Raw genomic sequence first — 21,404 nt, forward strand, 5'->3', positions numbered from 1 at the left:
CAGACCCGGCTATGACAACTGCGAGGAAGCAATGAGCGAGATGGAAAACGTGTCCGTGACGGCCATTCCTGAAGGTGCCCGGATCCTTGATGTCCGCGAGGACTATGAATGGGAAGCAGGGCACGCCCCCGGCGCTTTGCACATTCCGCTGGACCAGCTTCCGGAGCGCCTGGATGACCTTGACCCGGACACCGACCTTGCGGTGATCTGCCGCTCGGGCGGCCGCAGCGCCCGGGCTGCCCAGTGGCTCGAAGCCCATGGATATTCCGCCGTCAACGTCACCGGCGGCATGGGCGCCTGGCTGGAGGCCGGCCAGCCGATGGTCTCCGACAACGGGAAAGAACCCACCGTCGTATGAGCGGCTCCGGCAGCGCCGGGACGCCGCGGCTGCCCGGCACCATGGTCTACACCTATCTGGGCCCGGAGGGAACGTTCACCGAAGCGGCCCTGCTGCAGGTTCCCGGAGCCGACCAGGCGGTGCGCATTCCGTCCGCAAGCGTCAGCTCGGCCCTGGAAAAGGTGCGGTCCGGGCACGCCAATGCCGCTGTGGTGCCGATCGAGAACTCGGTAGAAGGCGGCGTCAGCGCCACGCTTGATGCGATCTCCGTAGGTCAGCCGCTGCGGATCCTGCGCGAAATCCTGGTTCCCATCACCTTTGTCCTGGCGGTTCGGCCCGGCATGGAACTGGCAGACATCCGCCGGGTTTCCACGCACAGCCACGCCTGGGCGCAGTGCCGGGACTGGGCGGAACAAAACATTCCACATGCGGAATATTTGCCCGCCTCGTCGACGGCGGCAGCCGCCGTCGGACTCCAGGATCCGGAGTCCGGCTTCGATGCCGCCATCTGCGCGCCCCTGGTGGCTTCGCGGCTGGGGCTGAACGTTATTGCCCGGGACATAGGGGACGTAGCGGACGCGGTCACGCGGTTCATCCTGATCAGCCTGCCCGGACTCCTGCCGGAACCGACCGGCGCGGACAAGACAACCGTGGTTATTCCGCTTCCCGAAGACCGTCCGGGCGCACTCATGGAAATCCTGGAACACTTCTCCACCCGCGGGGTCAACCTGAGCCGGATTGAGTCCCGGCCCACCGGAGCCTTCCTTGGTGACTACTTCTTCAGCATCGACGCCGACGGGCACGTCTCTGACGCAAGGGTGGCCGACGCACTGAAGGGCCTGCACCGGGTCTCGCCGGGGCTGAGGTTCCTGGGCTCCTATCCACGGGCGGACCACCGCCGTGCGGAGGTGCCGCCGCATACCTCCGACGAGGCGTTCGAGGCTGCGGACCAGTGGCTCGCATCGTTGATTGACGGCTAGCCGTGCCCCGCCTGCGCCGCAGCAACTGCGAACATCCCGGATACACCCGCCGCCGCTGGGGCAAGGGGTTCAGCTACCGCGGCCTGAGGAACGAGGTGCTGCGGGATCCGCGGGAACTGAAGCGCATACGATCACTGGCCATCCCGCCCGCCTGGCAGGATGTCTGGATTAGTCCCTACCCCAACGGGCACATCCAGGCCACGGGCCAGGACGCGGCAGGGCGGCGGCAGTACATTTACCATCCGCACTGGCGCGAGATGAAGGACCGGGAAAAGTTTGACCGTGCCCTGGAGCTGGCCCAGGCCCTCCCTGCCGCCCGCCGGATCATTACGAAATACCTGCGGAGCAGCGAAAGCACACCGGAGCGGGCCTTTGCGGCAGCGCTGCGGATCATAGACTCCGGAGCCCTGCGGGTCGGAGGTTCCCGGTACGCCGAAATGAACGGCTCCTACGGAACCACCACGCTGCGGATCGAACATGTCACGGTCCAGGACACCCGGCTGATCCTGGAATTTCCGGGCAAGCACGGCCAGGAATGGTACGTGGAGCTGGATGACGAGGACCTGGTCGCTGCCCTGGTGCCAATGCTGGAGCGGCCGGATGCGGACACCGCGCTGGCGTACATCGGCGTGGACGGGCAGTGGCACAGCATCGACGCCTCCCAGCTGAACGGTTTCCTGCGCGAGGCGACGGCCGGAGATTTCACCGCCAAGGACTTCAGGACCTGGCAGGCAACGGTCTCTGCGGCAATGGGGCTGGCCCGGGCGCACTCCGAAGCCACAACCAGGCGGGCGCAGCAGCAGGCCGTGGCCCGGACCGTGCGTGAGGTGGCGGAGCGCCTGGGCAACACCCCCGCCGTCGCCCGCAAGTCCTACATTGACCCGCGCGTGGTGGACCGTTTCCTGGCCGGGGAAGTGATTCCAGTGGCCGGCTACTCAGCCTCGGAGACGGCAGTGCGCGAGATGCTCGGGGATTAGCCGAGCATTTGCTCCCGCCTTATGGTAAGTATGCTTATAGACCCGTGCCGCAAGGCAGCCGGGCAAGCCATCGAAACGAAAGGCGGACTATGAGCGAGCACCCGAATGAAGAAGAGCAGCTGACGGATCCCAAGCCAAGCGGCCAGTCCACCGGCGACGATAACTGGCGCGGTGACGTCGGCGACCAGGGTAACGACATCCGCTTCGCTGAGGAGCAGGAACTCATCCGCCAGCAGGCCTCCCCTGCTTCGCTGAAGAAGGATGAAGGCGAGTACACGGACGCAGACGGCTCAAAGGAGCCGCCGTCCCGCGGCGGGGCCCGCGACGAAGAAGGCGGTTACACCGACTCTGAAGGCACCCAGGACTAGCACTTTAGGACCTTTTCCGGCGGGAATCAGCCGGTTGGCGGCCGTCTCCGCAGCCTTGACCGGGCTGGGGAGGCGGCCGCTGTGCTTCCGGCCCCTCCGCCGGGCGGCTGGGGGTCAGCAGCCCGGACGCGAAGGCACCGCGGGTCCACCGTCACACTGACGCTGGTTGCTGCGCCCGTCAGGTCTCCGTCCAGCTGGGTGATCGTGGGTTCCTCGGTGCTGACGGTGACCCTGCGCGCCCGGCGGTATTCGATCAGGGGAAGGTCGCGGCGGTTGCGGGTGACGATCTTGCCCACCACAGCTGCCCAGCCCAGGACCGTCCGGGGGCTCAGCACCACGATGTCCAGCATGCCGTCGTCAACCGCGGCTGACGGGATGAAGTCGATTCCTGCCGGCAGCCGGCCGGTGTTGGCGAAGAGTACGCTCCGGACCTTGCGCACCTGCGCCGGCTCGTCGTCGAGCTGGATGCGCATCCGGCGCCGCGGGCCGGGCATGAGCCGCACGCCGGCTTCGCTGTAGGCCAGCCACCCCACGCGTCGTTTGAGCTCGTCACGCGTAGCCGCGATGACCTCCGCATCAAGGCCGATTCCACCCATGACCAGGAAGTTGCTGGTGGAGCGGGCCCCGGTGCGGGCGTCCTCCAGCACCAGCCGGCCCATGTCGATCCGCCGCTCCGAACCGTGCAGCGCCGCCTGGACGCTGCCGGCCAGGTCATTGAGGGGCAGGCCGAGGTTCCGGGCGAGCAGGTTCCCGGTGCCAAGCGGAATCAGGCCCATGGCCGCGGGTGCGTTTGCCAGTGCGCGGGCCACCTCGCGGACAGTGCCGTCCCCGCCGGCTGCCAGTACGACGTCGGCTCCGGCTTCCAGCGCCTGCTGCGCCTGCTGGTGGCCGGGGGACTCCACCGTTGTCTCGAAAATCAGCGGAGGTTCCCACCCTGCGATTTCGCAGGCTGCGGCGAGGATGGTGCGGGCGGAATCTGCCTGCGACTTGATCGGGTTGATGACCATGGCCACCCGCTGGTCAGCTGCGGCTACCGGGCGGGTGACGCGTGCGGCGAGCAGGCGGCGCTCCCGCCGGGACATCACCTGCCAGGTCGACACGGACGCGATAACGGCAGTTGTCAGCAGCAGGATGACGGCTATTTCGGCAGGCATGGTGATTTCCAGACTAGTCCAGCCCTGCGTGCGGGGCGGCAAGGTGGTTTTCGGTACTCTTGAACCGTGATCGATGTTAATGAGCTGCGAGAAAACCCTGACAAGTTCCGAGCTTCCCAACGGGCACGGCTGGCTGAACCCGAGCTGGTGGACGCGATCATTTCCGCAGACGCCCGCCGGCGCGAGGCGCGGACCCGCTACGAGACGCTGCGGGCCGAGCAGAATGCGTTCGGCAAGCGTGTCGCCCAGGCCAAGGGCGAAGAGAAGCAGGCGCTCCTCGCCGAGGTCAAGGAACTGGCTGCAGCCGTCAAGGCCGCCGGAACCGAGGCAGACGCCGTCCAGGCGGAGCAGGAGGCGCTGGTCCGGCGCGTTGCGAACGTCGTTGAAGACGGCGTCCCCGCAGGCGGCGAAGACGATTTCACCGTCCTCAAGACCGTAGGTACGCCCCGCGACTTTGCGGCGGAAGGTTTCACCCCACGCGACCACCTCGAACTTGGCGAGCTCCTGGGGGCGATCGACATGGAGCGCGGTGCGAAGGTATCCGGCTCCCGTTTCTACTTCCTGCGCGGCGTCGGCGCCCGGCTGGAACTGGGCCTGCTCCAGATGGCCATGGACCAGGCAGTCAAAGCCGGCTTCGTGCCGATGATCACGCCCACTCTGGTGCGCCCGGAAACCATGCAGGGCACGGGCTTTGACGTGGCCCACGACGCCGAGATCTACCGCCTGGCCGAGGATGACCTGTACCTGGTGGGCACCTCCGAGGTTCCGCTGGCCGGCTACCATGCCGACGAGATCATGGACCTCACGGGTGGTCCGGTACGTTACGCCGGCTGGTCCTCCTGCTACCGCCGCGAAGCCGGTTCCCACGGCAAGGACACCCGTGGAATCATCCGCGTGCACCAGTTCAACAAGGTGGAAATGTTCACCTACACCTCCGTTGAGGAAGCAGCGGCCGAGCATCAGCGGCTGCTGGCCTGGGAAGAGGAAATGCTGGCCAAGGTCGAGCTGCCTTACCGGGTGATTGAAACTGCAGCCGGAGACCTGGGCATGTCCGCAGCCCGCAAGTACGACTGCGAAGCCTGGGTGCCCACCCAGAACGCCTACCGCGAGCTGACCTCCACGTCGAACTGCACCACGTTCCAGGCCCGGCGCCTGAACATCCGCGAACGCCAGGACGGCAAGACCCGCGCTGTGGCCACGCTGAACGGCACGCTGGCAACCACCCGCTGGATCGTCGCTATCCTCGAACACCACCAGAATCCGGACGGTTCGGTCAACGTGCCGGCGGCGCTTCAGCCCTACATGGGTGGCCTGGAAGTCCTTCCGGTCCTCTGATCCGGCCCGTCCCCTGCTGCCGCATTCGGTGCAGCGGCGGGGGCCGGTAACGGTTCACCCGCGGTTCACCCGGAGTGTGAACCGCGTCCTACCGCTATTTACCTACGTCTGTTTATATGAGTCGATGACAACTCTCACCTCCGCCGGCATCGAAGACCGGTTCAACACAGACAGCAAGCACCTCATCGCCCTGGACGTCGACGGAACCCTGGTGGACCACGACGGGCACATGTCCCCCAATGTCCGCTCCGCGGCCAGGGACGCGATCGACGCCGGCCACCACCTGGTGATTTCCACTGGCCGCTCCTTTGGCGCCGCACTTCCGGTCCTTGAGAGCATTGGCCTCACTGACGGCTTCACCGTCTGCTCCAACGGCGGCGTCACCCTCCAGATCGACACCTCCCTGCCGGACGGCTACCAAATTGTGGACCGGGTGGTCTTTGATCCCCGCCCCGCGCTGGACGCCCTGCGCGTGTCACTGCCTACCGCCAAGTTCGCCCTGGAAGACCACGAGGGACGTTTCCTGTCCACCGAACGGTTCCAGGACGCCAGCTTCGGCGCGGAAGCACAGGCCGTGGACTTCGAATACCTGCGCGAAAGCAAAGCCGTGCGTGTGGTGGTGTTCAGCACCGACAGCACTGCCGAGGAATTCGGCGACGCCGTGGCCGCCATCGGCCTGCACGGGGTGACGTATTCAGTGGGCTGGACCGCCTGGCTGGACATCGCCGCAGCAGGCGTCACCAAGGCATCCGCGCTGGAACAGGTCCGCCGCCGTCTGGACATCGACCCCCTGCACACCGTTGCCGTGGGCGACGGCCGCAACGACATTGAAATGCTCTCCTGGGCCGCACGCGGTGTCGCTATGGGCCAGTCCCCGAAGGAAGTGCTGTCCGTTGCCTCCGAAGTGACCGGCTCGGTCTATGAGGACGGCGCCGCGAAGGTCATCCGCAGCCTGCTCGCCCCGCGCTGACCGGCCGCGCCTTGCCACCACACGCTGACCGCAAGGTTCTGGTCAGTGGCGCTTCGGGGCAGTACGGATATGTGGGGCAGTGCGGATATGTTCAGTACGGATATGTTCAGCGCAGATAGGGAAGCGGCGCCGGCGGGAGGGCAGCAGGCCCCGCAGCCAGGTCCAGCAGGCGGGCAGCAGCCGGACGGGTTGCCCACTCCTCGACCCAGTGGGCGCGCACCACTGCCTTGCTGACCGCCTGTGCGCTGATGCCCAGTACTTCGGCCACGTACTTCTGCTGCCCCCGGGCTCCGGGCGTCAGCAGGTCCAGAACGTTCCATTCCGCGGTGGTGCGGCTGGCCACCAGCTGCCCCAGCAGACGCAGGACAGCCTCGGCTTCGGCAGCAATTTGGGTATCGGGTCCTTCAACGGCCAGCGGTATGCGGTCTCCGGTGCGCTGCGCCCGTTCCACCGCGCGCCTGGCGTAGACCAGCCCGAATCCTTCAGCCTGGAGTACATCCTGCGGCAGGGGACGGCGGATTTCACCAACGCCGAGGCCAACGTGCCAGCGCCGGGCCCGCACGGCAATCAGGGCGGCGTCCACCGCTGCAGCGGGATCAGCAAGGATCCCCTGGACCTCATCCCCCACGGAGCGCTGGAATCCAGCGGCAGCAGGAATGTGCCGCAGGGAGCGAAGCAGCTCCGGAACCTGGTCGCCCACCTCGCGGGAGTCCCGCTGGTTGATGGTCAGCACAAAATGCATGGCCTCAGCATGCCAGAGCAACCGGCGAAACAACCGCTAGGGGTTGATTGGGCGTGCCGCGTCCAGATAGCAGAAACTGCACGTACCAGCGCTGGTACGTGCAGTTTCTGTCATCTCGTTGGGGGAGGAAGTCCCTAGTTGTTTTCGGGGTTCGCGTCGACGTCGCGGCCCTGCGGCTCGTCCTCTTCGCTGGCCTCGCCCTGCGCCTTGAAACGCTCGAGGGAAGCTTCGACCTCTGCTTCGGCGGCTTCGCGGCCTTCCCAGTCAGCGGCCTCTACCCACTTGCCCGGCTCAAGGTCCTTGTACTTGGTGAAGAAGTGCTTGATTTCGTCCAGCAGGAAATCCGACACGTCGGAGATGTCCTGGATGTGGTCGAAGCGCGGGTCCACGGGAACGCAGAGGACCTTGGCGTCTCCGCCGCCGTCGTCCACCATGTTGAAGACGCCGATCGGGCGGGATTCAACCAGCACACCCGGGATCAGGTCGAAGTCCTGCAGCATGACCATGGCGTCCAGCGGATCGCCGTCCTCGCCGAGGGTGTTTTCGAAGTAGCCGTAGTGGGTCGGGTACTGCATGGAGGTGAACAGCACGCGGTCCAGCCGCAGGCGGTGCGTCTCGTGGTCAATTTCGTACTTGACGCGGGATCCCTTGGGGATCTCGATCGTTACGTCGAGTTTCATATCGGCTCCTTGAAAACGGCCCGGGCGGACCGCGCAAACGGACAGACGGTTTAGTGCACTTTAGTGCGCAGATGGACAATGGGCGCAGCCGGAATTCCCCGTCCATTTGGGAATGTCCGTTTGGCTCACCGCGCCGGTCTAGTGTTAAAGATATATGTCCGCAGGCGTTGCCGGGTCCGCCCCGGCGCTGGAAGCCTTGCAGACGGCCGCCGCTGGGGCGGGACCTGAGGCATCAGGGAAGCGACGAAACAGAAGATGGTGGCCCTTGGCGAGGATGTTCTCCGGGTTGGCGCTGGCGCTGGCCTTTGCCGTCCTGCTGGTGCCCCTGGCTGTCTACGCCGGTCCGCCCCTGCTCCGGGAGCTGGACGGTTCCGCTGTCGAACGCCAGAGCGTGACGCCTTCCTACCAGCGTCCCCCCGCAGCACTGACGAAGAATTCCTTCGTCAGCCCGCTCGACCCTGCCGCCCCGGTTCCGGATCCGGCGGTCCTGGCCGGCCTGCTTGACGCCGAGCTCGCACTGGAAGGTGCCGGATCGTTTTCCGCCGTAGTCACTGATGCCCTTACCGGGCGGGTTCTGTACGAGCGGAATCCGGCGGTGGCCGGGATGCCGGCGTCGACCCTGAAAGTCCTGACCGCGGCTGCCGTAGCCTCGGCTCTGGACCCCGGGTCCCGCTTTGAAACCACCGTCCATGCGGCGCCGGCAGCCGCGGGAGAGACCGTCGTGGTCCTGAGGGGCGGCGGGGACGTGCTGCTGGGCACGGGAGAGTCCGCCGACGATGCCGTCGTCGGCCGGGCCGGACTGGCGACGCTTGCCCAGTCTGCCGCCAAGGCCCTGGGTTCCAACGCCGGGACTGTCCGGGTCCAGGTCGATGATTCCTTTTTCACGGGTCCTGCGCTCTCCTCCGCTTGGAACGAAGCGGACATCGACGCGGGGGAGATCGCTCCCGTCTACCCCCTGGCCGTGAACTCCGCCTGGACGGACGAATCCCGGCAGGGCGGTCCGCGTACCGGGGACGCGGCGATGGCTGCGGCAGAAGCTTTCCGGAACGCCCTGGCCCAGGCCGGAGAGAAAGCCGGCTTCAGTGTGGCCGACGGCGTGGAACGGGGAACCGTGGCGGCGGGAGCCCGCCGGCTTGCCGTCGTCGAGTCGGCCACGGTCTCCGACCAGATCCAGCAGATGCTGATGGTCTCGGACAACTATCTTGCAGAAGCCCTGGCCCGCTCGGCGGCTGCGGCAACGGGACACGAGCCGTCGTTTGAAGGCGCACTGGACACTGTGGCTGACCAGGCATCAGCCCTGGGGATCGATACCGCAGGCATGGTGCTGGCGGACGTGTCCGGACTCGCGGCCGAAAACGCGTTGACCGCGCGGCAGCTCGCGGACGCCGTCCGGCTGGTCCTGACCTCCAGCGACGAGGGGCTGCGTGCGGTTGCCCGCGGCCTGCCGGTCGCCGGGCTGAGCGGAACCTTGGAGCGGCGGTATGACGACGGCGGCGCCGCAGCCGGCTTGGTCCGGGCGAAGACCGGAACACTGTTTGCCGTCACCGCGCTCAACGGGTACGTCACCGACGCCGATGGCCGGCTTCTGGCGTTCGCGCTGGTGGCACGGGGACTGGACGGAAACACGCTCGAGGCCCGGGAAGCCGTTGACGCCGCTGCAGCGGTTCTGGCCGGTTGCGGCTGCCGCTGAACACCCGCGCAATTGGAACCGGACGGAACACTTTGAGCTGCGCCTGTGATCGAATGGTGCCATGGAAAGCAACCAGCAGCACCTGAGTGCCGCAACCGCCAGCCGTTTGGTGAACTGGGACTTCGCAGCTGCCACGGCCGCTGCCCTGGTGGCCCCCGGACCCAAGATGAGCCGCCGCGAAATCCAGGCCGCCGTAACTGACCTGCGCCGCCTCGCGGATGAATCCGTGACCCACGTCCACCGGATTACGGGCCTGGATGCAGCGGAGGACCTGCGTGACTCGCAGGTCCTGATTGTCGACCGTGCGTCCTGGGCCAAAGCGAACTCACAGAGTTTCGCCGCCCTGATGAACCCCATGCTGCAGCACCTGGCCCAGACGCGCCCGGAGGCAGTCAACGCCACGAATACCGCCGTCGCCGGGACGCTGACCGGTGCCGAACTCGGTGCCGTGCTGGCATTCCTGGCCAGCAAGGTGCTGGGCCAGTACGACCCATTCGCAGCGCTGGCAGCGGATAACCCGTCCAAGACCGGCGGCCGGCTGCTACTGGTGGCCCCGAACATCATCAGTACCGAGCGGGAACTGAATGTTGAGCCCCGGGACTTCAGGCTCTGGGTCTGCCTGCACGAACAGACCCATCGGGTGCAGTTCGCTGCGGCCCCGTGGCTGCGCGACCACATGCTGGACCAGATCCGGCAGCTCAGCAACGGACTGATGGACAAGGCGCAGGGCCTGCCGGAGCGGATTAACCAGCTGGCCAAGCAGCTTTCCGCCGCTGCCGGAACAGGGAAGGCCGTTGAATCTTCGGACGGCGTTCCCGCACGGCAGATGGACGTGCTGACCCTTCTGCAGGATCCGGAAGACAAAGCCCGGCTCTCCCACATCACGGCTGTCATGAGCCTGCTGGAGGGCCACGCCAACGTGGTGATGGACGCAGTCGACTCCAGCATCATCCCGAGCGTGAAGACCATCCGCCGCCGCTTCAATGACCGCGGTGCCAACCGGGGCTGGCTGGACAAGTTCTTCCGCAGGGTGATGGGGCTGGACGCCAAGATGCGCCAGTACGCGGACGGATCCAGGTTTGTCCGGTCCGTGGTGGACAAAGCCGGCATGCAGGGCTTCAACCGGGTCTGGGAACGTGCGGAAAACCTGCCCACCGAAGCGGAGATCCACAACCCGGACCTCTGGATCCAGCGGATGGGGCTGTAACCCGCACGTGAATGATTCCCAAACGCATCCCCTCGTTCCCGCAGTACGCGCCCGTAAGCGGCTGAACCCCACGCTGGGCAAGGCCCGGGCCATGCTGCGGGAATTCCTGCTCGACGCCGGCCTGTCCCCCGGCGGCGAGGCCCCGCCCGTGCTCCTGGTCGCCTGCAGCGGTGGCCCGGACTCCCTGGCCCTCGCCGAGACGGCGTCCTTCTTCAACCGGCGCGGGGACTATCGGGTCGGTGCCGCCGTCGTTGACCACGGGCTTCAGCCCGGATCTGCCGAGGTTGCCGCGCAAGCTGCTCAGAAGCTGGGTGCCATGGGACTGCACCCGGTCACCATCCACCGTGTCCGGGTTCCCGAATCCGGCATGGGACCCGAGGCTGCCGCCCGCAGCGTCCGGTATGAAGCACTTGATGCCGCCGCCGAGGCGGCCGGCGCCGGCGCCGTCCTGCTCGGCCATACCCTGGACGACCAGGCCGAGCAGGTGCTCCTTGGCCTGGCCCGCGGATCCGGGACCAGGTCCCTTGCCGGCATTCCGCCCCGCCGCGGCCGTTACCTCCGTCCGTTCCTGGGGCTGCGCCGCGATGAGGTTGAAGAGATCTGCGCCGCCCAGGACCTTGACCCCTGGCACGATCCGACCAACGCGGACCCGGCCTACGCACGGTCCCGGGTGAGGACCGAGGTGCTTCCGTTCCTTGAACAGGCGCTGGGGCCGGGCATTGCGGAGGCGCTGTACCGCAGTTCCCGGATCCTGGCACAGGACGCCGATTACCTGGACGGGCAGGCCACCGAAACCTATGCGCGGCTGCGCAGCGAAGCGCCGGATTCGGGCAGCCCGGATGAGATCCTGCTCTCGGAAGACGGCCTTCGGGCGCTGCCCCCGGCACTGAGGCAACGGGTGCTGGCCCTGGCCGCCGCGGAGCTCGGAGCCGCCCGTCCCAGCTGGGAAAGGGTGCGCGCAGTGGAGGCACTGCTGCGCCGGGAGGGCTCGGCCGGGCCCGTCCAGCTGGTGGGTAAGGTCAGCGCTTACCGCCAGGTGCGCGGCAAACCGGTTCCCCAAGGTGCCTCAAGCTATGGCAATCTTGTTTTTAGGAAAAAGAGCAGCGCCTAAGACCAGCTGCAACATCTCGTACCCGGGAGCCATTCGTGGATTCACACGACGTCCAGTCAGACCTCAAACACGTTCTTTACACCAAGGAACAGATTGCCGATCGGATCAAGGAGCTGGCGGCGGAGATTGACCGCGACTACGCCGGACGCGATGTCCTGCTGGTTGGCGTCCTGAAAGGCGCCGTCATGGTCATGGCGGACCTCTCACGCGCCCTGCACAGCCACGTCTCCATGGACTGGATGGCAGTGTCCTCCTACGGCTCCGGCACCCAGTCCTCCGGCGTCGTCCGGATCCTGAAGGACCTGGAGACCGACCTGCTGGGCAAGCACGTCCTCATCGTCGAAGACATCATCGATTCCGGCCTCACGCTGTCCTGGCTGCGGACCAACCTGCAGTCCCGCGGACCGGCAAGCGTGGAAATCTGCACCCTGCTGCGCAAGCCCGATGCTGCCAAGGTCGAAATCGACGTGAAGTACGTCGGCTACGAAATCCCGAACGAATTCGTGGTTGGCTACGGCCTGGACTTCGCTGAGAAGTACCGCAACCTGGACTTCATCGGCACCCTGGCTCCGCACGTCTACGAGTAACCTGCACGCAGGTGCCCTGACCCGCCGCCCCTGGTGCCGATTCCCCTTTGGGGGCCGCGCAGCGGGGGACGGCGGGTTTTTTGTTCCCGCCGGCATGAGCGGAATCACGGCCGGCGGCTACGCCCTGAGGGAACTAAAGCATCTTTCCGACCGTGTCTTTTGGGGAGACGGTGTATAGCTAGACATTGCTGCAGCCATCAAGACGGTGCCAGGGGCAGCAAATTCTCGCGCAAGACAAGCGTTGTTGATCAGGAGGGACGGGGCTTTGGCCCTGACGACGAATGAAATCTAAGAACTTCTTCAAGGGACCGATCATTTGGATTGTGCTGGCTCTTGCCGCACTGCTGATCATCCTTCCCAACCTTGCCCCCTCCGGCGCTTCCCAGGTTGACACGAACGTAGGCCTGCAGCTGCTGGCTGACAACAAGGTGGAACAGGCAAAGATCTACGACGGCGAACAGCGCGTGGACCTGACCCTTCGCGAGCCTTATGAAGACAAGGGCGAAAACGTCCAGTTCTTCTTCGGTACGGCCCGCGGCGAGGACATCGTCAAGGCGGTGAACGACTCCGACGTCGACGGCTTCACCGACCAGCCGGTCCAGACCAACTGGTTCACGAGCTTCCTTGGACTCTTCCTGCCCATCATCATCCTCGGCGTTATCTTCTGGTTCCTGCTTACCCGTATGCAGGGCGGCGGGTCCAAGGTCATGCAGTTCGGCAAGTCCAAGGCCAAGCTGACCAACAAGGACATGCCGCAGGTGACGTTCGCCGACGTCGCCGGGGCGGATGAAGCCGTGGAGGAACTCCACGAAATCAAGGAATTCCTGAAGGAACCGGCCAAGTTCCAGGCTGTCGGGGCGAAGATCCCCAAGGGTGTCCTGCTCTACGGCCCTCCAGGCACCGGCAAGACCCTGCTGGCCCGCGCCGTGGCCGGCGAGGCGGGTGTTCCGTTCTACTCGATCTCCGGTTCGGACTTCGTGGAAATGTTCGTCGGCGTGGGCGCCTCCCGCGTCCGCGACCTCTTCGAGCAGGCCAAGAACAACGCGCCGGCAATCATCTTCGTTGATGAGATCGACGCCGTCGGACGTCACCGCGGTGCCGGCGTGGGCGGCGGCAACGACGAACGCGAGCAGACCCTGAACCAGCTGCTGGTGGAGATGGACGGTTTTGACGGCAACACCAACGTCATCCTGATCGCCGCCACCAACCGCCCGGACGTCCTGGACCCGGCGCTGCTGCGCCCGGGCCGCTTCGACCGGCAGATCGGCGTGGAAGCCCCGGACATGCAGGGCCGCCTGCACATCCTCCAGGTCCACGCGAAGGGCAAGCCCATGGCTCCGGGCGTCGACCTGGAAACCGTGGCGAAGAAGACCCCCGGTTTCACCGGCGCGGACCTTGCCAATGTGCTCAACGAAGCTGCCCTGCTCACTGCGCGTTCCAATGCGCAGCTGATTGACGACCGCGCCCTGGACGAGGCAATCGACCGGGTGATCGCCGGGCCGCAGAAGCGCAGCCGCGTGATGAAGGAACTCGAGCGCAAGATCACCGCGTACCACGAAGGCGGACACGCACTGGTAGCCGCGGCGCTGCGGAACACCGATCCGGTCACCAAGGTAACCATCCTGCCCCGCGGCCGGGCACTGGGCTACACCATGGTGCTGCCGCAGGATGACAAGTACTCGATCACCCGAAACGAGCTGCTGGACCAGCTGGCCTACGCCATGGGCGGGCGCGTCGCCGAAGAAATCGTGTTCCACGATCCCTCCACCGGCGCGTCCAATGACATCGAAAAGGCCACCTCCACGGCCCGCAAGATGGTCACGCAGTACGGCATGAGCGAGCGGATCGGCTCCGTGAAGCTTGGCTCCGGCGGCGGGGAACCGTTCCTGGGCCGGGACATGGGCCAGGAACGCAACTACTCCGACCAGGTTGCCTACGTGGTGGATGAAGAAGTCCGCCGGCTGCTGGATAACGCCCACGACGAGGCGTACCAGATCCTTACCGAGAACCGGGATGTGCTGGACCGTCTGGCCCTGGAACTGCTCGAGCGCGAGACCCTGAACCAGGCCGAGATCGCGGAGGTCTTCAAGGACGTCCGCAAGCGTGACCTCCGGGAAGTCTGGCTCTCCAAGCCCACCCGTCCGGTGCATGACATTCCCCCGGTGGTCTCTCCGCGCGAACGGGAACAGGCGGCGGCCGCCGGCGAACCCGACCCGGACACCGTGGCCCCGCAGGACCAGATTGCGGACGCCGAAATTCCGCAGGACTTCGATGTTTCCGCGAACGGGCTTCCCGAGCCCGAGAACAGCGGGCGGGGCAGTCATACCGGCTCCTCCAACCGCAGCGAATAGCGCAAGAACTGACGGCCGGGGCACCTGCTCCGGCCGTCAGGGTACCTTCAGCGTCCACGGTAGGATCGTGCAGTGACGGATTTCGACGACGAACTGACTTTGGCCGAGTTGAATGAGGCCGCCTCAGAAGTGGACCAGCCCCGCATTGAGCGGGCGGTGCGCGAAATTCTCCTTGCCATTGGAGAGGATCCGGACCGCGACGGCCTCAAGCAGACGCCGTCCCGGGTGGCCAAGTCCTACGCGGAGATCTTCGCCGGGCTGCACCAGAGCCCAACGGACCTGCTCGCCACCACTTTCGACCTGGACCATGAGGAAATGGTGCTGGTCAAGGACATCCCGTTCTACTCCACCTGCGAGCATCACCTGGTTCCCTTCCACGGTTCTGCGCACATCGGCTACATCCCTTCCCACGACGGCAAGGTCACCGGGCTGAGCAAGCTCGCCCGGCTGGTGGACGTCTACGCCCGGCGCCCGCAGGTCCAGGAACGGCTCACCACCCAGATTGTTGACGCCCTGATGGACAACCTGCAGCCCGTCGGAGCGATCGTCGTCATTGAATGTGAACACCTGTGCATGTCCATGCGTGGAGTGCGGAAGCCGGGGGCCAAAACGGTAACCTCGGCCGTGCGCGGCCAGCTGCGCGAGACCGCCACGCGTGCTGAAGCAATGAGCCTGATACTCGGACGATAGGACGACTCCATGGATTCGCTAGCCGCCACTCCCGGAACCGGGCCTGCCACCAACCCGTTGCCGGTGATTCGCCCCGCTGCGAAGCAGCGCCGCTTCGAGGACCTGCCCACGGGACGGACCCTGGTGATGGGGATCCTGAACGTGACCCCGGATTCCTTCAGCGACGGCGGAGACCACGCCACCACTGACGCGGCGATCCGCGCGGGACTCAAAATGCACTACGACGGCGCTGACATCATCGACATCGGCGGGGAATCCACCCGTCCGGATGCCGAGCGGATCAGCCCCGAGGAAGAACAGCGGCGGATCCTGCCCGTTGTCCAGGCGCTGGTGAAAGCCGGTGCGCTGATCAGCGTCGACACCATGAACGCCTCCACCGCCGCAAAGGCCATTGAAGCCGGAGCCGGACTGATCAACGACGTTTCCGGCCTGCAGCTCGACCCGGAGATGCCGGAACTGATTGCGCGCACGAAGGTTCCCTACGTCCTGATGCACAGCCGCGGAAGCGTTCGCAGCCAGGATCCGAAGGCGGACTACGGCGACGTGGTCGAGGACGTCATCGCTGAGCTCACCACACTGCGCGATACGTTCTACGACGCCGGCGTCACTCCGGAGCAGATCATCCTGGATCCGGGACTTGGCTTCGCAAAGAACGCCGAACACGACTGGGCACTGCTGCGAAACGTGGACCGCCTTACCCTGCTGGGCCACCGCGTGCTCATCGGAGCCTCACGCAAGCGTTTCCTGGGCTCCCTGCTGACAACGGCAGGCAAGGCCGCGAAGCCGGCCGAGCGGGACAACGCGACCCTGGCAACCACTGCCCTGGCCGCCAGCCAGGGCGTCTGGGCTGTCCGGGTTCACGACGTCGCAGCCAACGCGGACGCCGTCAAAGTCGCCGCAGCCTGGCAGGGCTAACCCGTGGCCGACGCGCTCCGCGACCGGATCCGGCTCACCGGGCTGAAGGCAACGGGCTTCCACGGAGTCTTCGACCACGAACGGCGCGACGGCCAGGAGTTCACCGTTGACCTGGTGCTGCACACGGATCTTCGTCCGGCGGCCGCCGCAGACGACCTCACCCTGACAGCGCATTACGGCGAACTGGCGGAGCAGGTCTGCGCCATCATTGCGGGTGATCCGGTAAACCTGATCGAGACGCTTGCCGAACGCATTGCATCCCATGTCCTGGAGGCCTTTCCGGTGATCGACGCGGTGGACGTTACCGTTCACAAGCCCCACGCTCCGATCACGGTTCCCTTTGGCGACGTCGAGATCCTCATCCACCGGGAACGGGCATGAGCGCAGCAGTGCGGACCGTGCTGGCGCTGGGCAGCAACCTGGGCGAATCCCGCACCACCCTCTCCGACGCCGTCGCCGCCCTCGCGGACCATCCGGCCATGAAGCTTGTGGCAGTTTCCCCCGTGGCGCGCACCAAGCCGGTGGGCGGACCCGAGCAGCCCGACTACCTGAACCTTGTTGCGGCCTTCGAGACAACGCTGGACCCGCACCAGCTCCTTGAGCACTGTCACCAGGTGGAAAACCTGCACCAGCGCACCCGAGAGGTGCGCTGGGGTCCCCGGACGCTCGACGTCGACATCATCACGTACGGCACCGAGCATGTTAACGACGACGACCTGGTGATTCCGCACCCAAGGGCGGCAGAGCGGGCTTTTGTGCTGCAGCCATGGGCGTGGATGGATCCGGACGCGGTGCTGGAAGGGGAACCGGTGGCAGAATTGGCCAGCCGGGCGCAGGACCATTCCGGAGTAGAGCTTTTCGAGGGGGAGTGAACCCAAACGTGAGGACCATTCGGTACCGCTGGCTGGCAGTCGTAGCGGTGGTCTGTGGAATCGCCGGCTGGCAGGTCAATGCCTGGGCCACACGCAACGGCTTCCCTTCACCGGTCCTGGGTTTTTCCGCCCTGCTCACGCTGGCTTTCATCGTGGGATTCACCCTCTTCCTGGGCCTGCGCGTGCGGCGCTGGCGGGACGGTGACCGCGAGAAACCGCTTGACCCCATAGCCGCAGCCCGCACGCTGGTGCTGGCGCAGGCCACGGCCTATGCCGGAGCGTTGCTGCTGGGATGGCACGGAGGAATCTTCCTGGACCAGCTTGGCCTCTGGGAGATGCGGCCAAACCACGCGCCGACGTGGGCTTCGCTTGCCATGTCAGCCGGCGGGATGGTCATGATCGCCACAGGACTGGTGGTTGAACGGTTCTGCAAGCTGCCGCCCGAGGACAAGGACGGCCGAGAAGACAATATGCCTGACGGCGGGGGAGAGTATGCATAGCCAAGCAATTGATCCGGAGGGACTGCAGTGGCAGCGGGTATCACCGCGCTACCTGACCCTGCGCCTGCTCTCCCTCGCGATAGAAGCCGTCATCACGCTGGCCGTGTTCAGTGTTCCCCTGGTGCTGCGCAGCCTGGACATCTGGGGCGGCTTCCCCGCCTGGATCGCCTGGGGACTCCCCGCCGTGTTCCTGGCCGGTTTCGTGTGGCGCGGCGTCCTGCTGCCCCGCCAGGTCCGCGCCATTGGGTACGCGGAACGGAACGAGGACCTGCTGCTGCGCTCCGGAATCTTCTTCCAGCGCACTCTGGTGGTGCCCTATGGGCGGATGCAGTACGTCGACGTCGCCGTGGGACCCCTCGAGCGGCTCTTTGGGCTCTGCACGCTGAAGCTGCACACTGCGTCCACGGGTACCAACGCCACCATCCCCGGCATCCCCGGCCCTGAAGGCGCCCGGCTGCGCGAGCACCTCTCCGCGCGCGGCGAGGCGCAGCTGGCGGGACTGTGACTTCCCCGGAGGACCCCGGCGCTTCGGACGGCCAGGAGCTGCCCGCACCGGGTCCCGGAGCCGAATGGAAGCGGGTCCACCCTGTCTCTCCGCTGGTCCGCGGTTGGATCGCACTGGCGGCCATTGCCTATTTCGTGGGCCGCGACCAGGTCGAAGGACTTTTCCTGCGGGAGGAGTCCTCCGGGCCGCTGCCTCCGGGAACCCCCCTTCTCTGGGGTGTCCTGGCCCTCATCGCCGTCCTTGTGGTCATTTCGGTCGTCTTCTTCCTCTCCTGGTGGTTCACCCGCTACCAGGTCACGGCCGAACATGTGCGGGTCAGGTCCGGCGTGCTCTTCCGCCAGCACCGGCAGGCACGCCTGGACCGGGTGCAGGCCATCGACATCAGCCAGCCGCTGCTTGCCCGGCTTTTCGGGCTGGCCGAACTCCGGTTCGAGGTTGCGGACGCCGGTGAGTCAGCCGTCCGGCTGGCCTTCCTGCGCCTGGACGACGCCCGCGCCCTGCGGGCAACCATCCTTGACCGTGCGTCCGGCGCCGAGCCTTCCGAAGCCGCGCCCGGTGAGCCCGGCATGCCCTCGGAAGCTCCGGAACAGCCGGTCCTGGCGCTGACCCCGGGACGGGTTATCGGCGCCACGCTCCTGTCCGGAAATACCGTCTTTCTGCTCGTCGCGGCAGCGGCCATAGCCGTCGTCACTGCCCTGACCGGGGAAGGCATTTCCCTGGCGGCCCTCATCCCGGTGGGGCTGGCCGTCGCCGGCGGTTACTGGTCGACGTTGAGCGGTGCCTGGAACTTCCGCGCAGCGATCTCCCGTGATGGAGTCCGGATCCGCTACGGACTCCTGGATACCCGCACCCAGACTGTTCCACCGGGACGCATCCAGGCGGTGGCCGTCAACCAGCCCCTGCTCTGGCGCCTGACCGGCTGGTACCGGATCTCGATTAACGTGGCCGGATACGGCGCCGCGGCCGGGAACGACGCCGCCCGGACCCGCCTCCTGCCGGTGGGAACCCTCGATGAAACACTTCGAATCCTCGCCCTGGTGCTGCCGAACCCCGGAACCGCGGACCCGGTGGGACTCTTCACCGCCGGGATCCAGGGCAGCGGGGAGGACTACGGCTTTACGGTTTCACCCCGCCGCGCCCGCTGGGTTGCACCCCTGCAGTGGCGGCGCAGCGGCTATGCCCTAACCGAGACAGCCCTGCTCAGCCGAAGCGGCCGGCTCTGGCGCAGCCTCGCCGTCGTGCCGCATGAACGCATCCAGTCCATGGCACTGGAACAGGGCCCGCTGGCCCGGAAACTGCGGATCGCAGACCTGCGCCTGCATTCGACGCCAGGGCCCGTTTCCCCGCGGATCCGCCAGCTGGAGGACTCCGTGCTGCTGGAGCTCTTCAGTGAGCAGTCTGTACGGGCAGCCGATGCCCGCCGCCGGGACCGCACCGAACGCTGGCTGCACCGCGAAACGGCAACCGGACCGGCAGGTCCCGGAGCTGGGCTGCCGACTCCGGCAGCACCGACAGCACCCGCAGGACCCGCAGCACCGGCGGAAGCGGAGCAGCCTGGCGAGGCAGCGCATCCCGCACCACAGATGGAGGAAAACTGGAATGAACACCGCTGATCAGCGCCGGCGCGGACGGCTGGGAATCGGCGTCATCGGCGCAGGCAAGGTCGGCGCCGTCCTGGGAGCCGCACTGCGGGCGGCCGAGCACGCCATAGTAGGCGTTTCGGCCGTTTCTGATGCGAGCAAGGAACGGGCGGAGAACCTCCTGCCGGGTGTTCCCATCCTGGAGATTCCAGACATTGTTGAGCGCGCGGAACTCGTGCTGCTTGCCGTGCCCGACGACGCCCTGGAGCCGTTGGTCTCCGGCCTCGCCGCAACTGGTGCCTGGCAGGCAGGCCAACTCGTGGCACACACGTCCGGACGCTTCGGCACGGCAGTCCTGGAACCGGCACGGCAGGCCGGAGCGATTCCGCTGGCGATCCACCCGGCCATGACGTTTACCGGCATGAGCCTGGACCTCACCCGCCTGGCGGACTGCTCCTTCGGCGTGACCGCTCCGACCGCTGTGCTGCCCATCGCCCAGGCCCTGGTCGTGGAAATGGGTGCCGAGCCCGTGGTCATCGATGAAGCCGACAGGGTGCAGTACCACGCAGCCCTGGCCCACGCCTCGAACCATCTGGTGACCATCGCCGCGCAGTCCTCGGAACTCCTGCGGGGCCTCGGCGTGGAACAGCCCGAACGGCTGCTCGGACCGTTGATGCGCGCGTCGCTGGAGAACGCTCTGGCGTCCGGGGAACATGCACTGACCGGTCCCGTAGCCCGCGGAGACACTGGAACCGTAGCCGCGCACTCGGCTGCCCTGCGCTCCGGCGCTGCTCCGGACCTTGCCGCCGCCTACCAGGCGCTCTCCACCGCAACCGCCCGGCGGGCTGTTGCCCGCGGACTTCTTACCGAGGCCCAGGGAGAGGCCATCATAGAAGTATTGAATTCCCAACCCGAAGGACCCCGGTGAACCACCCCCGGCTGGCAACAACCCCAGCAGAGCTCAGCAAGGCAATCACGGAACTCCTCGAGGCGACCGGCAAGGACCGGCCCGCGCTCGGACTGGTTCCCACCATGGGAGCCCTGCACCAGGGGCACGCAGCCCTGGCGCAGGCCGCCCGCGCAGACAATGACGTAGTCGTCGCCAGCATCTTCGTGAACCCGCTCCAGTTTGACGATCCCGATGACCTGGCCCGCTACCCACGGACCCTGGAAGCGGACCTCGCGCTGCTGGGGGAGGCGGGCGTGGACATCGTCTTCGCGCCGGCCGAAGAAACCATGTACCCCGGAGGGGCGCCCCTGGTCCGGGTCAGTTCCGGGGACCTGGGGAACCGGTTTGAAGGAGCCTTCCGGCCCGGCCATTTCGACGGCGTCCTCACCGTCGTCGCGAAACTGCTGCACTGCGCCCAGCCGGCGGTCCCGGCGGAGTACCGGGCCTACTTCGGGCAGAAAGACGCGCAGCAGGTAGCCCTCATCCGGCGCATGGTCGCTGATTTGAACTTCCCCGTGCAGGTCTTTCCCGTCCCGATTGTCCGGGCCGAAGACGGACTGGCAGAGTCCAGCCGCAACGTTTTCCTGGGCCCGGAACAGCGCAAAGACGCCCTGGTGCTTTCGCAGGCGCTTTTCCAGCTGCAGGAACGCGCAGCCGCGGGCCGGCCGCTGGACCTGCCTGCCGCCGTCGAACTCATCACTTCACGCGGCGGCGTCGAACTCGACTATTTCGAGGTCGTGGATCCGCTTACCCTCGCAGCACTGCCGGCCGGCCCCTCGGACACCCTTTCCGGCCCGGCGCTGGCGTTGGTCGCGGCCCGTGTGGGCAGTATCCGCCTGATCGACAACGCGGAACTTAGCGGCTAAGGACCGGGGCTGCCCGCTGCGGGTCCGGCGCAGCGCGC

The 21,404-nt window shown here is 66.6% G+C and carries 23 protein-coding genes; 20 read left to right on the forward strand and 3 right to left on the reverse strand.

Translation table 11 applies throughout. From position 1 onward, the window contains the following. The first annotated feature begins 31 nt into the window (after positions 1–31). The 4 genes from LOC59_RS14525 (at position 32) to LOC59_RS14540 (ending at position 2,662) form a co-directional block, all read left to right on the forward strand. A complete protein-coding gene (locus LOC59_RS14525; protein ID WP_227896499.1) occupies positions 32–358 on the forward strand; it encodes a rhodanese-like domain-containing protein in 327 nt (108 codons plus the stop codon). Next, complete coding sequence (pheA, locus tag LOC59_RS14530) at positions 355–1,317, forward strand: prephenate dehydratase (RefSeq protein ID WP_227896500.1); 963 nt, start codon at positions 355–357, stop codon at positions 1,315–1,317. Before LOC59_RS14525 ends, pheA begins: the two co-directional genes overlap by 4 nt. A 2-nt stretch (positions 1,318–1,319) precedes the next feature. Then, positions 1,320–2,294 carry a DNA topoisomerase IB gene (locus tag LOC59_RS14535; protein ID WP_227896501.1) on the forward strand — a complete coding sequence of 325 codons (975 nt, stop codon included), beginning with the start codon at positions 1,320–1,322 and terminating at the stop codon, positions 2,292–2,294. A gap of 89 nt (positions 2,295–2,383) precedes the next feature. Then, positions 2,384–2,662, forward strand: coding sequence for a hypothetical protein (locus tag LOC59_RS14540; protein ID WP_227896502.1), 279 nt, complete (start codon positions 2,384–2,386; stop codon positions 2,660–2,662). 26 nt (positions 2,663–2,688) lie between these two features. Here LOC59_RS14540 and LOC59_RS14545 read toward each other — a convergent pair whose 3' ends face one another. Beyond that, complete coding sequence (locus LOC59_RS14545; RefSeq protein WP_227896503.1) at positions 2,689–3,816, reverse strand: diacylglycerol/lipid kinase family protein; 1,128 nt, start codon at positions 3,814–3,816, stop codon at positions 2,689–2,691. 66 nt (positions 3,817–3,882) lie between these two features. Between LOC59_RS14545 and serS the strand changes: the two genes are divergently transcribed. Beyond that, positions 3,883–5,151 (forward strand): serine--tRNA ligase, encoded by a 1,269-nt coding sequence (serS, locus tag LOC59_RS14550; RefSeq protein ID WP_227896504.1) that lies wholly within the window; start codon positions 3,883–3,885, stop codon positions 5,149–5,151. 124 nt (positions 5,152–5,275) lie between these two features. Beyond that, positions 5,276–6,121 carry an HAD family hydrolase gene (locus LOC59_RS14555; RefSeq protein WP_227915837.1) on the forward strand — a complete coding sequence of 282 codons (846 nt, stop codon included), beginning with the start codon at positions 5,276–5,278 and terminating at the stop codon, positions 6,119–6,121. A gap of 106 nt (positions 6,122–6,227) precedes the next feature. Here LOC59_RS14555 and LOC59_RS14560 read toward each other — a convergent pair whose 3' ends face one another. Together LOC59_RS14560 and LOC59_RS14565 are read right to left on the reverse strand one after the other, a co-directional pair. Continuing rightward, the gene (locus LOC59_RS14560) at positions 6,228–6,863 is read right to left on the reverse strand and encodes a hypothetical protein (protein ID WP_227896506.1); all 636 of its coding nucleotides are present in this window, start codon (positions 6,861–6,863) and stop codon (positions 6,228–6,230) included. A gap of 134 nt (positions 6,864–6,997) precedes the next feature. Beyond that, complete coding sequence (locus LOC59_RS14565; protein ID WP_227896507.1) at positions 6,998–7,543, reverse strand: inorganic diphosphatase; 546 nt, start codon at positions 7,541–7,543, stop codon at positions 6,998–7,000. Between the two features lie 274 nt (positions 7,544–7,817). Here LOC59_RS14565 and dacB point away from each other — a divergent pair, with 274 nt between their 5' ends. The 14 genes from dacB (at position 7,818) to panC (ending at position 21,366) form a co-directional block, all read left to right on the forward strand. Next, positions 7,818–9,233: a D-alanyl-D-alanine carboxypeptidase/D-alanyl-D-alanine endopeptidase gene (dacB, locus tag LOC59_RS14570; protein WP_229972846.1), complete on the forward strand. Its 1,416-nt coding sequence runs from the start codon at positions 7,818–7,820 to the stop codon at positions 9,231–9,233. Between the two features lie 61 nt (positions 9,234–9,294). Beyond that, positions 9,295–10,440 carry a zinc-dependent metalloprotease gene (locus LOC59_RS14575; RefSeq protein ID WP_227896508.1) on the forward strand — a complete coding sequence of 382 codons (1,146 nt, stop codon included), beginning with the start codon at positions 9,295–9,297 and terminating at the stop codon, positions 10,438–10,440. A gap of 91 nt (positions 10,441–10,531) precedes the next feature. Next, positions 10,532–11,551 (forward strand): tRNA lysidine(34) synthetase TilS, encoded by a 1,020-nt coding sequence (gene tilS / locus LOC59_RS14580; RefSeq protein ID WP_229972848.1) that lies wholly within the window; start codon positions 10,532–10,534, stop codon positions 11,549–11,551. A 35-nt stretch (positions 11,552–11,586) separates the two neighbouring features. Beyond that, positions 11,587–12,138, forward strand: coding sequence for a hypoxanthine phosphoribosyltransferase (gene hpt / locus LOC59_RS14585; RefSeq protein ID WP_229972762.1), 552 nt, complete (start codon positions 11,587–11,589; stop codon positions 12,136–12,138). A gap of 281 nt (positions 12,139–12,419) precedes the next feature. Beyond that, positions 12,420–14,489, forward strand: a complete 2,070-nt coding sequence (gene ftsH / locus LOC59_RS14590) for an ATP-dependent zinc metalloprotease FtsH (RefSeq protein ID WP_229972769.1) — start codon at positions 12,420–12,422, stop codon at positions 14,487–14,489. A 72-nt stretch (positions 14,490–14,561) separates the two neighbouring features. Further along, positions 14,562–15,179: a GTP cyclohydrolase I FolE gene (gene folE / locus LOC59_RS14595; RefSeq protein ID WP_229972771.1), complete on the forward strand. Its 618-nt coding sequence runs from the start codon at positions 14,562–14,564 to the stop codon at positions 15,177–15,179. A gap of 9 nt (positions 15,180–15,188) precedes the next feature. After that, positions 15,189–16,094, forward strand: a complete 906-nt coding sequence (gene folP, locus LOC59_RS14600) for a dihydropteroate synthase (protein ID WP_227896512.1) — start codon at positions 15,189–15,191, stop codon at positions 16,092–16,094. A gap of 3 nt (positions 16,095–16,097) precedes the next feature. Further along, on the forward strand, positions 16,098–16,475 hold the full coding sequence (gene folB, locus LOC59_RS14605; protein ID WP_227896513.1) for a dihydroneopterin aldolase: 378 nt from the start codon (positions 16,098–16,100) through the stop codon (positions 16,473–16,475). Continuing rightward, positions 16,472–16,966, forward strand: coding sequence for a 2-amino-4-hydroxy-6-hydroxymethyldihydropteridine diphosphokinase (gene folK, locus LOC59_RS14610; RefSeq protein ID WP_227896514.1), 495 nt, complete (start codon positions 16,472–16,474; stop codon positions 16,964–16,966). The genes folB and folK overlap by 4 nt, the downstream gene beginning before the upstream one ends. 8 nt (positions 16,967–16,974) lie before the next feature. Further along, entirely contained in the window at positions 16,975–17,466 is a 492-nt protein-coding gene (locus tag LOC59_RS14615) for a DUF3180 domain-containing protein (protein WP_227896515.1), read from the forward strand. After that, a complete protein-coding gene (locus LOC59_RS14620) occupies positions 17,459–17,971 on the forward strand; it encodes a PH domain-containing protein (RefSeq protein ID WP_227896516.1) in 513 nt (170 codons plus the stop codon). Before LOC59_RS14615 ends, LOC59_RS14620 begins: the two co-directional genes overlap by 8 nt. Further along, complete coding sequence (locus tag LOC59_RS14625) at positions 17,968–19,584, forward strand: PH domain-containing protein (protein WP_229972773.1); 1,617 nt, start codon at positions 17,968–17,970, stop codon at positions 19,582–19,584. Before LOC59_RS14620 ends, LOC59_RS14625 begins: the two co-directional genes overlap by 4 nt. After that, positions 19,571–20,479: a Rossmann-like and DUF2520 domain-containing protein gene (locus tag LOC59_RS14630; RefSeq protein ID WP_227896518.1), complete on the forward strand. Its 909-nt coding sequence runs from the start codon at positions 19,571–19,573 to the stop codon at positions 20,477–20,479. Before LOC59_RS14625 ends, LOC59_RS14630 begins: the two co-directional genes overlap by 14 nt. Beyond that, complete coding sequence (gene panC, locus LOC59_RS14635) at positions 20,476–21,366, forward strand: pantoate--beta-alanine ligase (protein WP_227896519.1); 891 nt, start codon at positions 20,476–20,478, stop codon at positions 21,364–21,366. The genes LOC59_RS14630 and panC overlap by 4 nt, the downstream gene beginning before the upstream one ends. Positions 21,367–21,404: the final 38 nt, after the last annotated feature.

It is taken from the genome of Arthrobacter sp. zg-Y916 (assembly GCF_020907385.1).
GTDB lineage: Bacteria > Actinomycetota > Actinomycetes > Actinomycetales > Micrococcaceae > Arthrobacter_B > Arthrobacter_B caoxuetaonis.

Coding starts and splice junctions, on each gene's coding strand:
- ftsH (WP_229972769.1), top strand. CDS start 12,420: ATGAAATCTAAGAACTTCTTCAAGGGACCGATCATTTGGATTGTGCTG.
- LOC59_RS14540 (WP_227896502.1), top strand. CDS start 2,384: ATGAGCGAGCACCCGAATGAAGAAGAGCAGCTGACGGATCCCAAGCCA.
- folK (WP_227896514.1), top strand. CDS start 16,472: ATGAGCGCAGCAGTGCGGACCGTGCTGGCGCTGGGCAGCAACCTGGGC.
- LOC59_RS14545 (WP_227896503.1), bottom strand. CDS start 3,816: ATGCCTGCCGAAATAGCCGTCATCCTGCTGCTGACAACTGCCGTTATC.
- LOC59_RS14560 (WP_227896506.1), bottom strand. CDS start 6,863: ATGCATTTTGTGCTGACCATCAACCAGCGGGACTCCCGCGAGGTGGGC.
- LOC59_RS14565 (WP_227896507.1), bottom strand. CDS start 7,543: ATGAAACTCGACGTAACGATCGAGATCCCCAAGGGATCCCGCGTCAAG.
- LOC59_RS14575 (WP_227896508.1), top strand. CDS start 9,295: ATGGAAAGCAACCAGCAGCACCTGAGTGCCGCAACCGCCAGCCGTTTG.
- LOC59_RS14630 (WP_227896518.1), top strand. CDS start 19,571: ATGAACACCGCTGATCAGCGCCGGCGCGGACGGCTGGGAATCGGCGTC.
- LOC59_RS14620 (WP_227896516.1), top strand. CDS start 17,459: ATGCATAGCCAAGCAATTGATCCGGAGGGACTGCAGTGGCAGCGGGTA.
- tilS (WP_229972848.1), top strand. CDS start 10,532: ATGCTGCGGGAATTCCTGCTCGACGCCGGCCTGTCCCCCGGCGGCGAG.
- LOC59_RS14525 (WP_227896499.1), top strand. CDS start 32: ATGAGCGAGATGGAAAACGTGTCCGTGACGGCCATTCCTGAAGGTGCC.
- dacB (WP_229972846.1), top strand. CDS start 7,818: ATGTTCTCCGGGTTGGCGCTGGCGCTGGCCTTTGCCGTCCTGCTGGTG.
- folP (WP_227896512.1), top strand. CDS start 15,189: ATGGATTCGCTAGCCGCCACTCCCGGAACCGGGCCTGCCACCAACCCG.
- LOC59_RS14555 (WP_227915837.1), top strand. CDS start 5,276: ATGACAACTCTCACCTCCGCCGGCATCGAAGACCGGTTCAACACAGAC.
- pheA (WP_227896500.1), top strand. CDS start 355: ATGAGCGGCTCCGGCAGCGCCGGGACGCCGCGGCTGCCCGGCACCATG.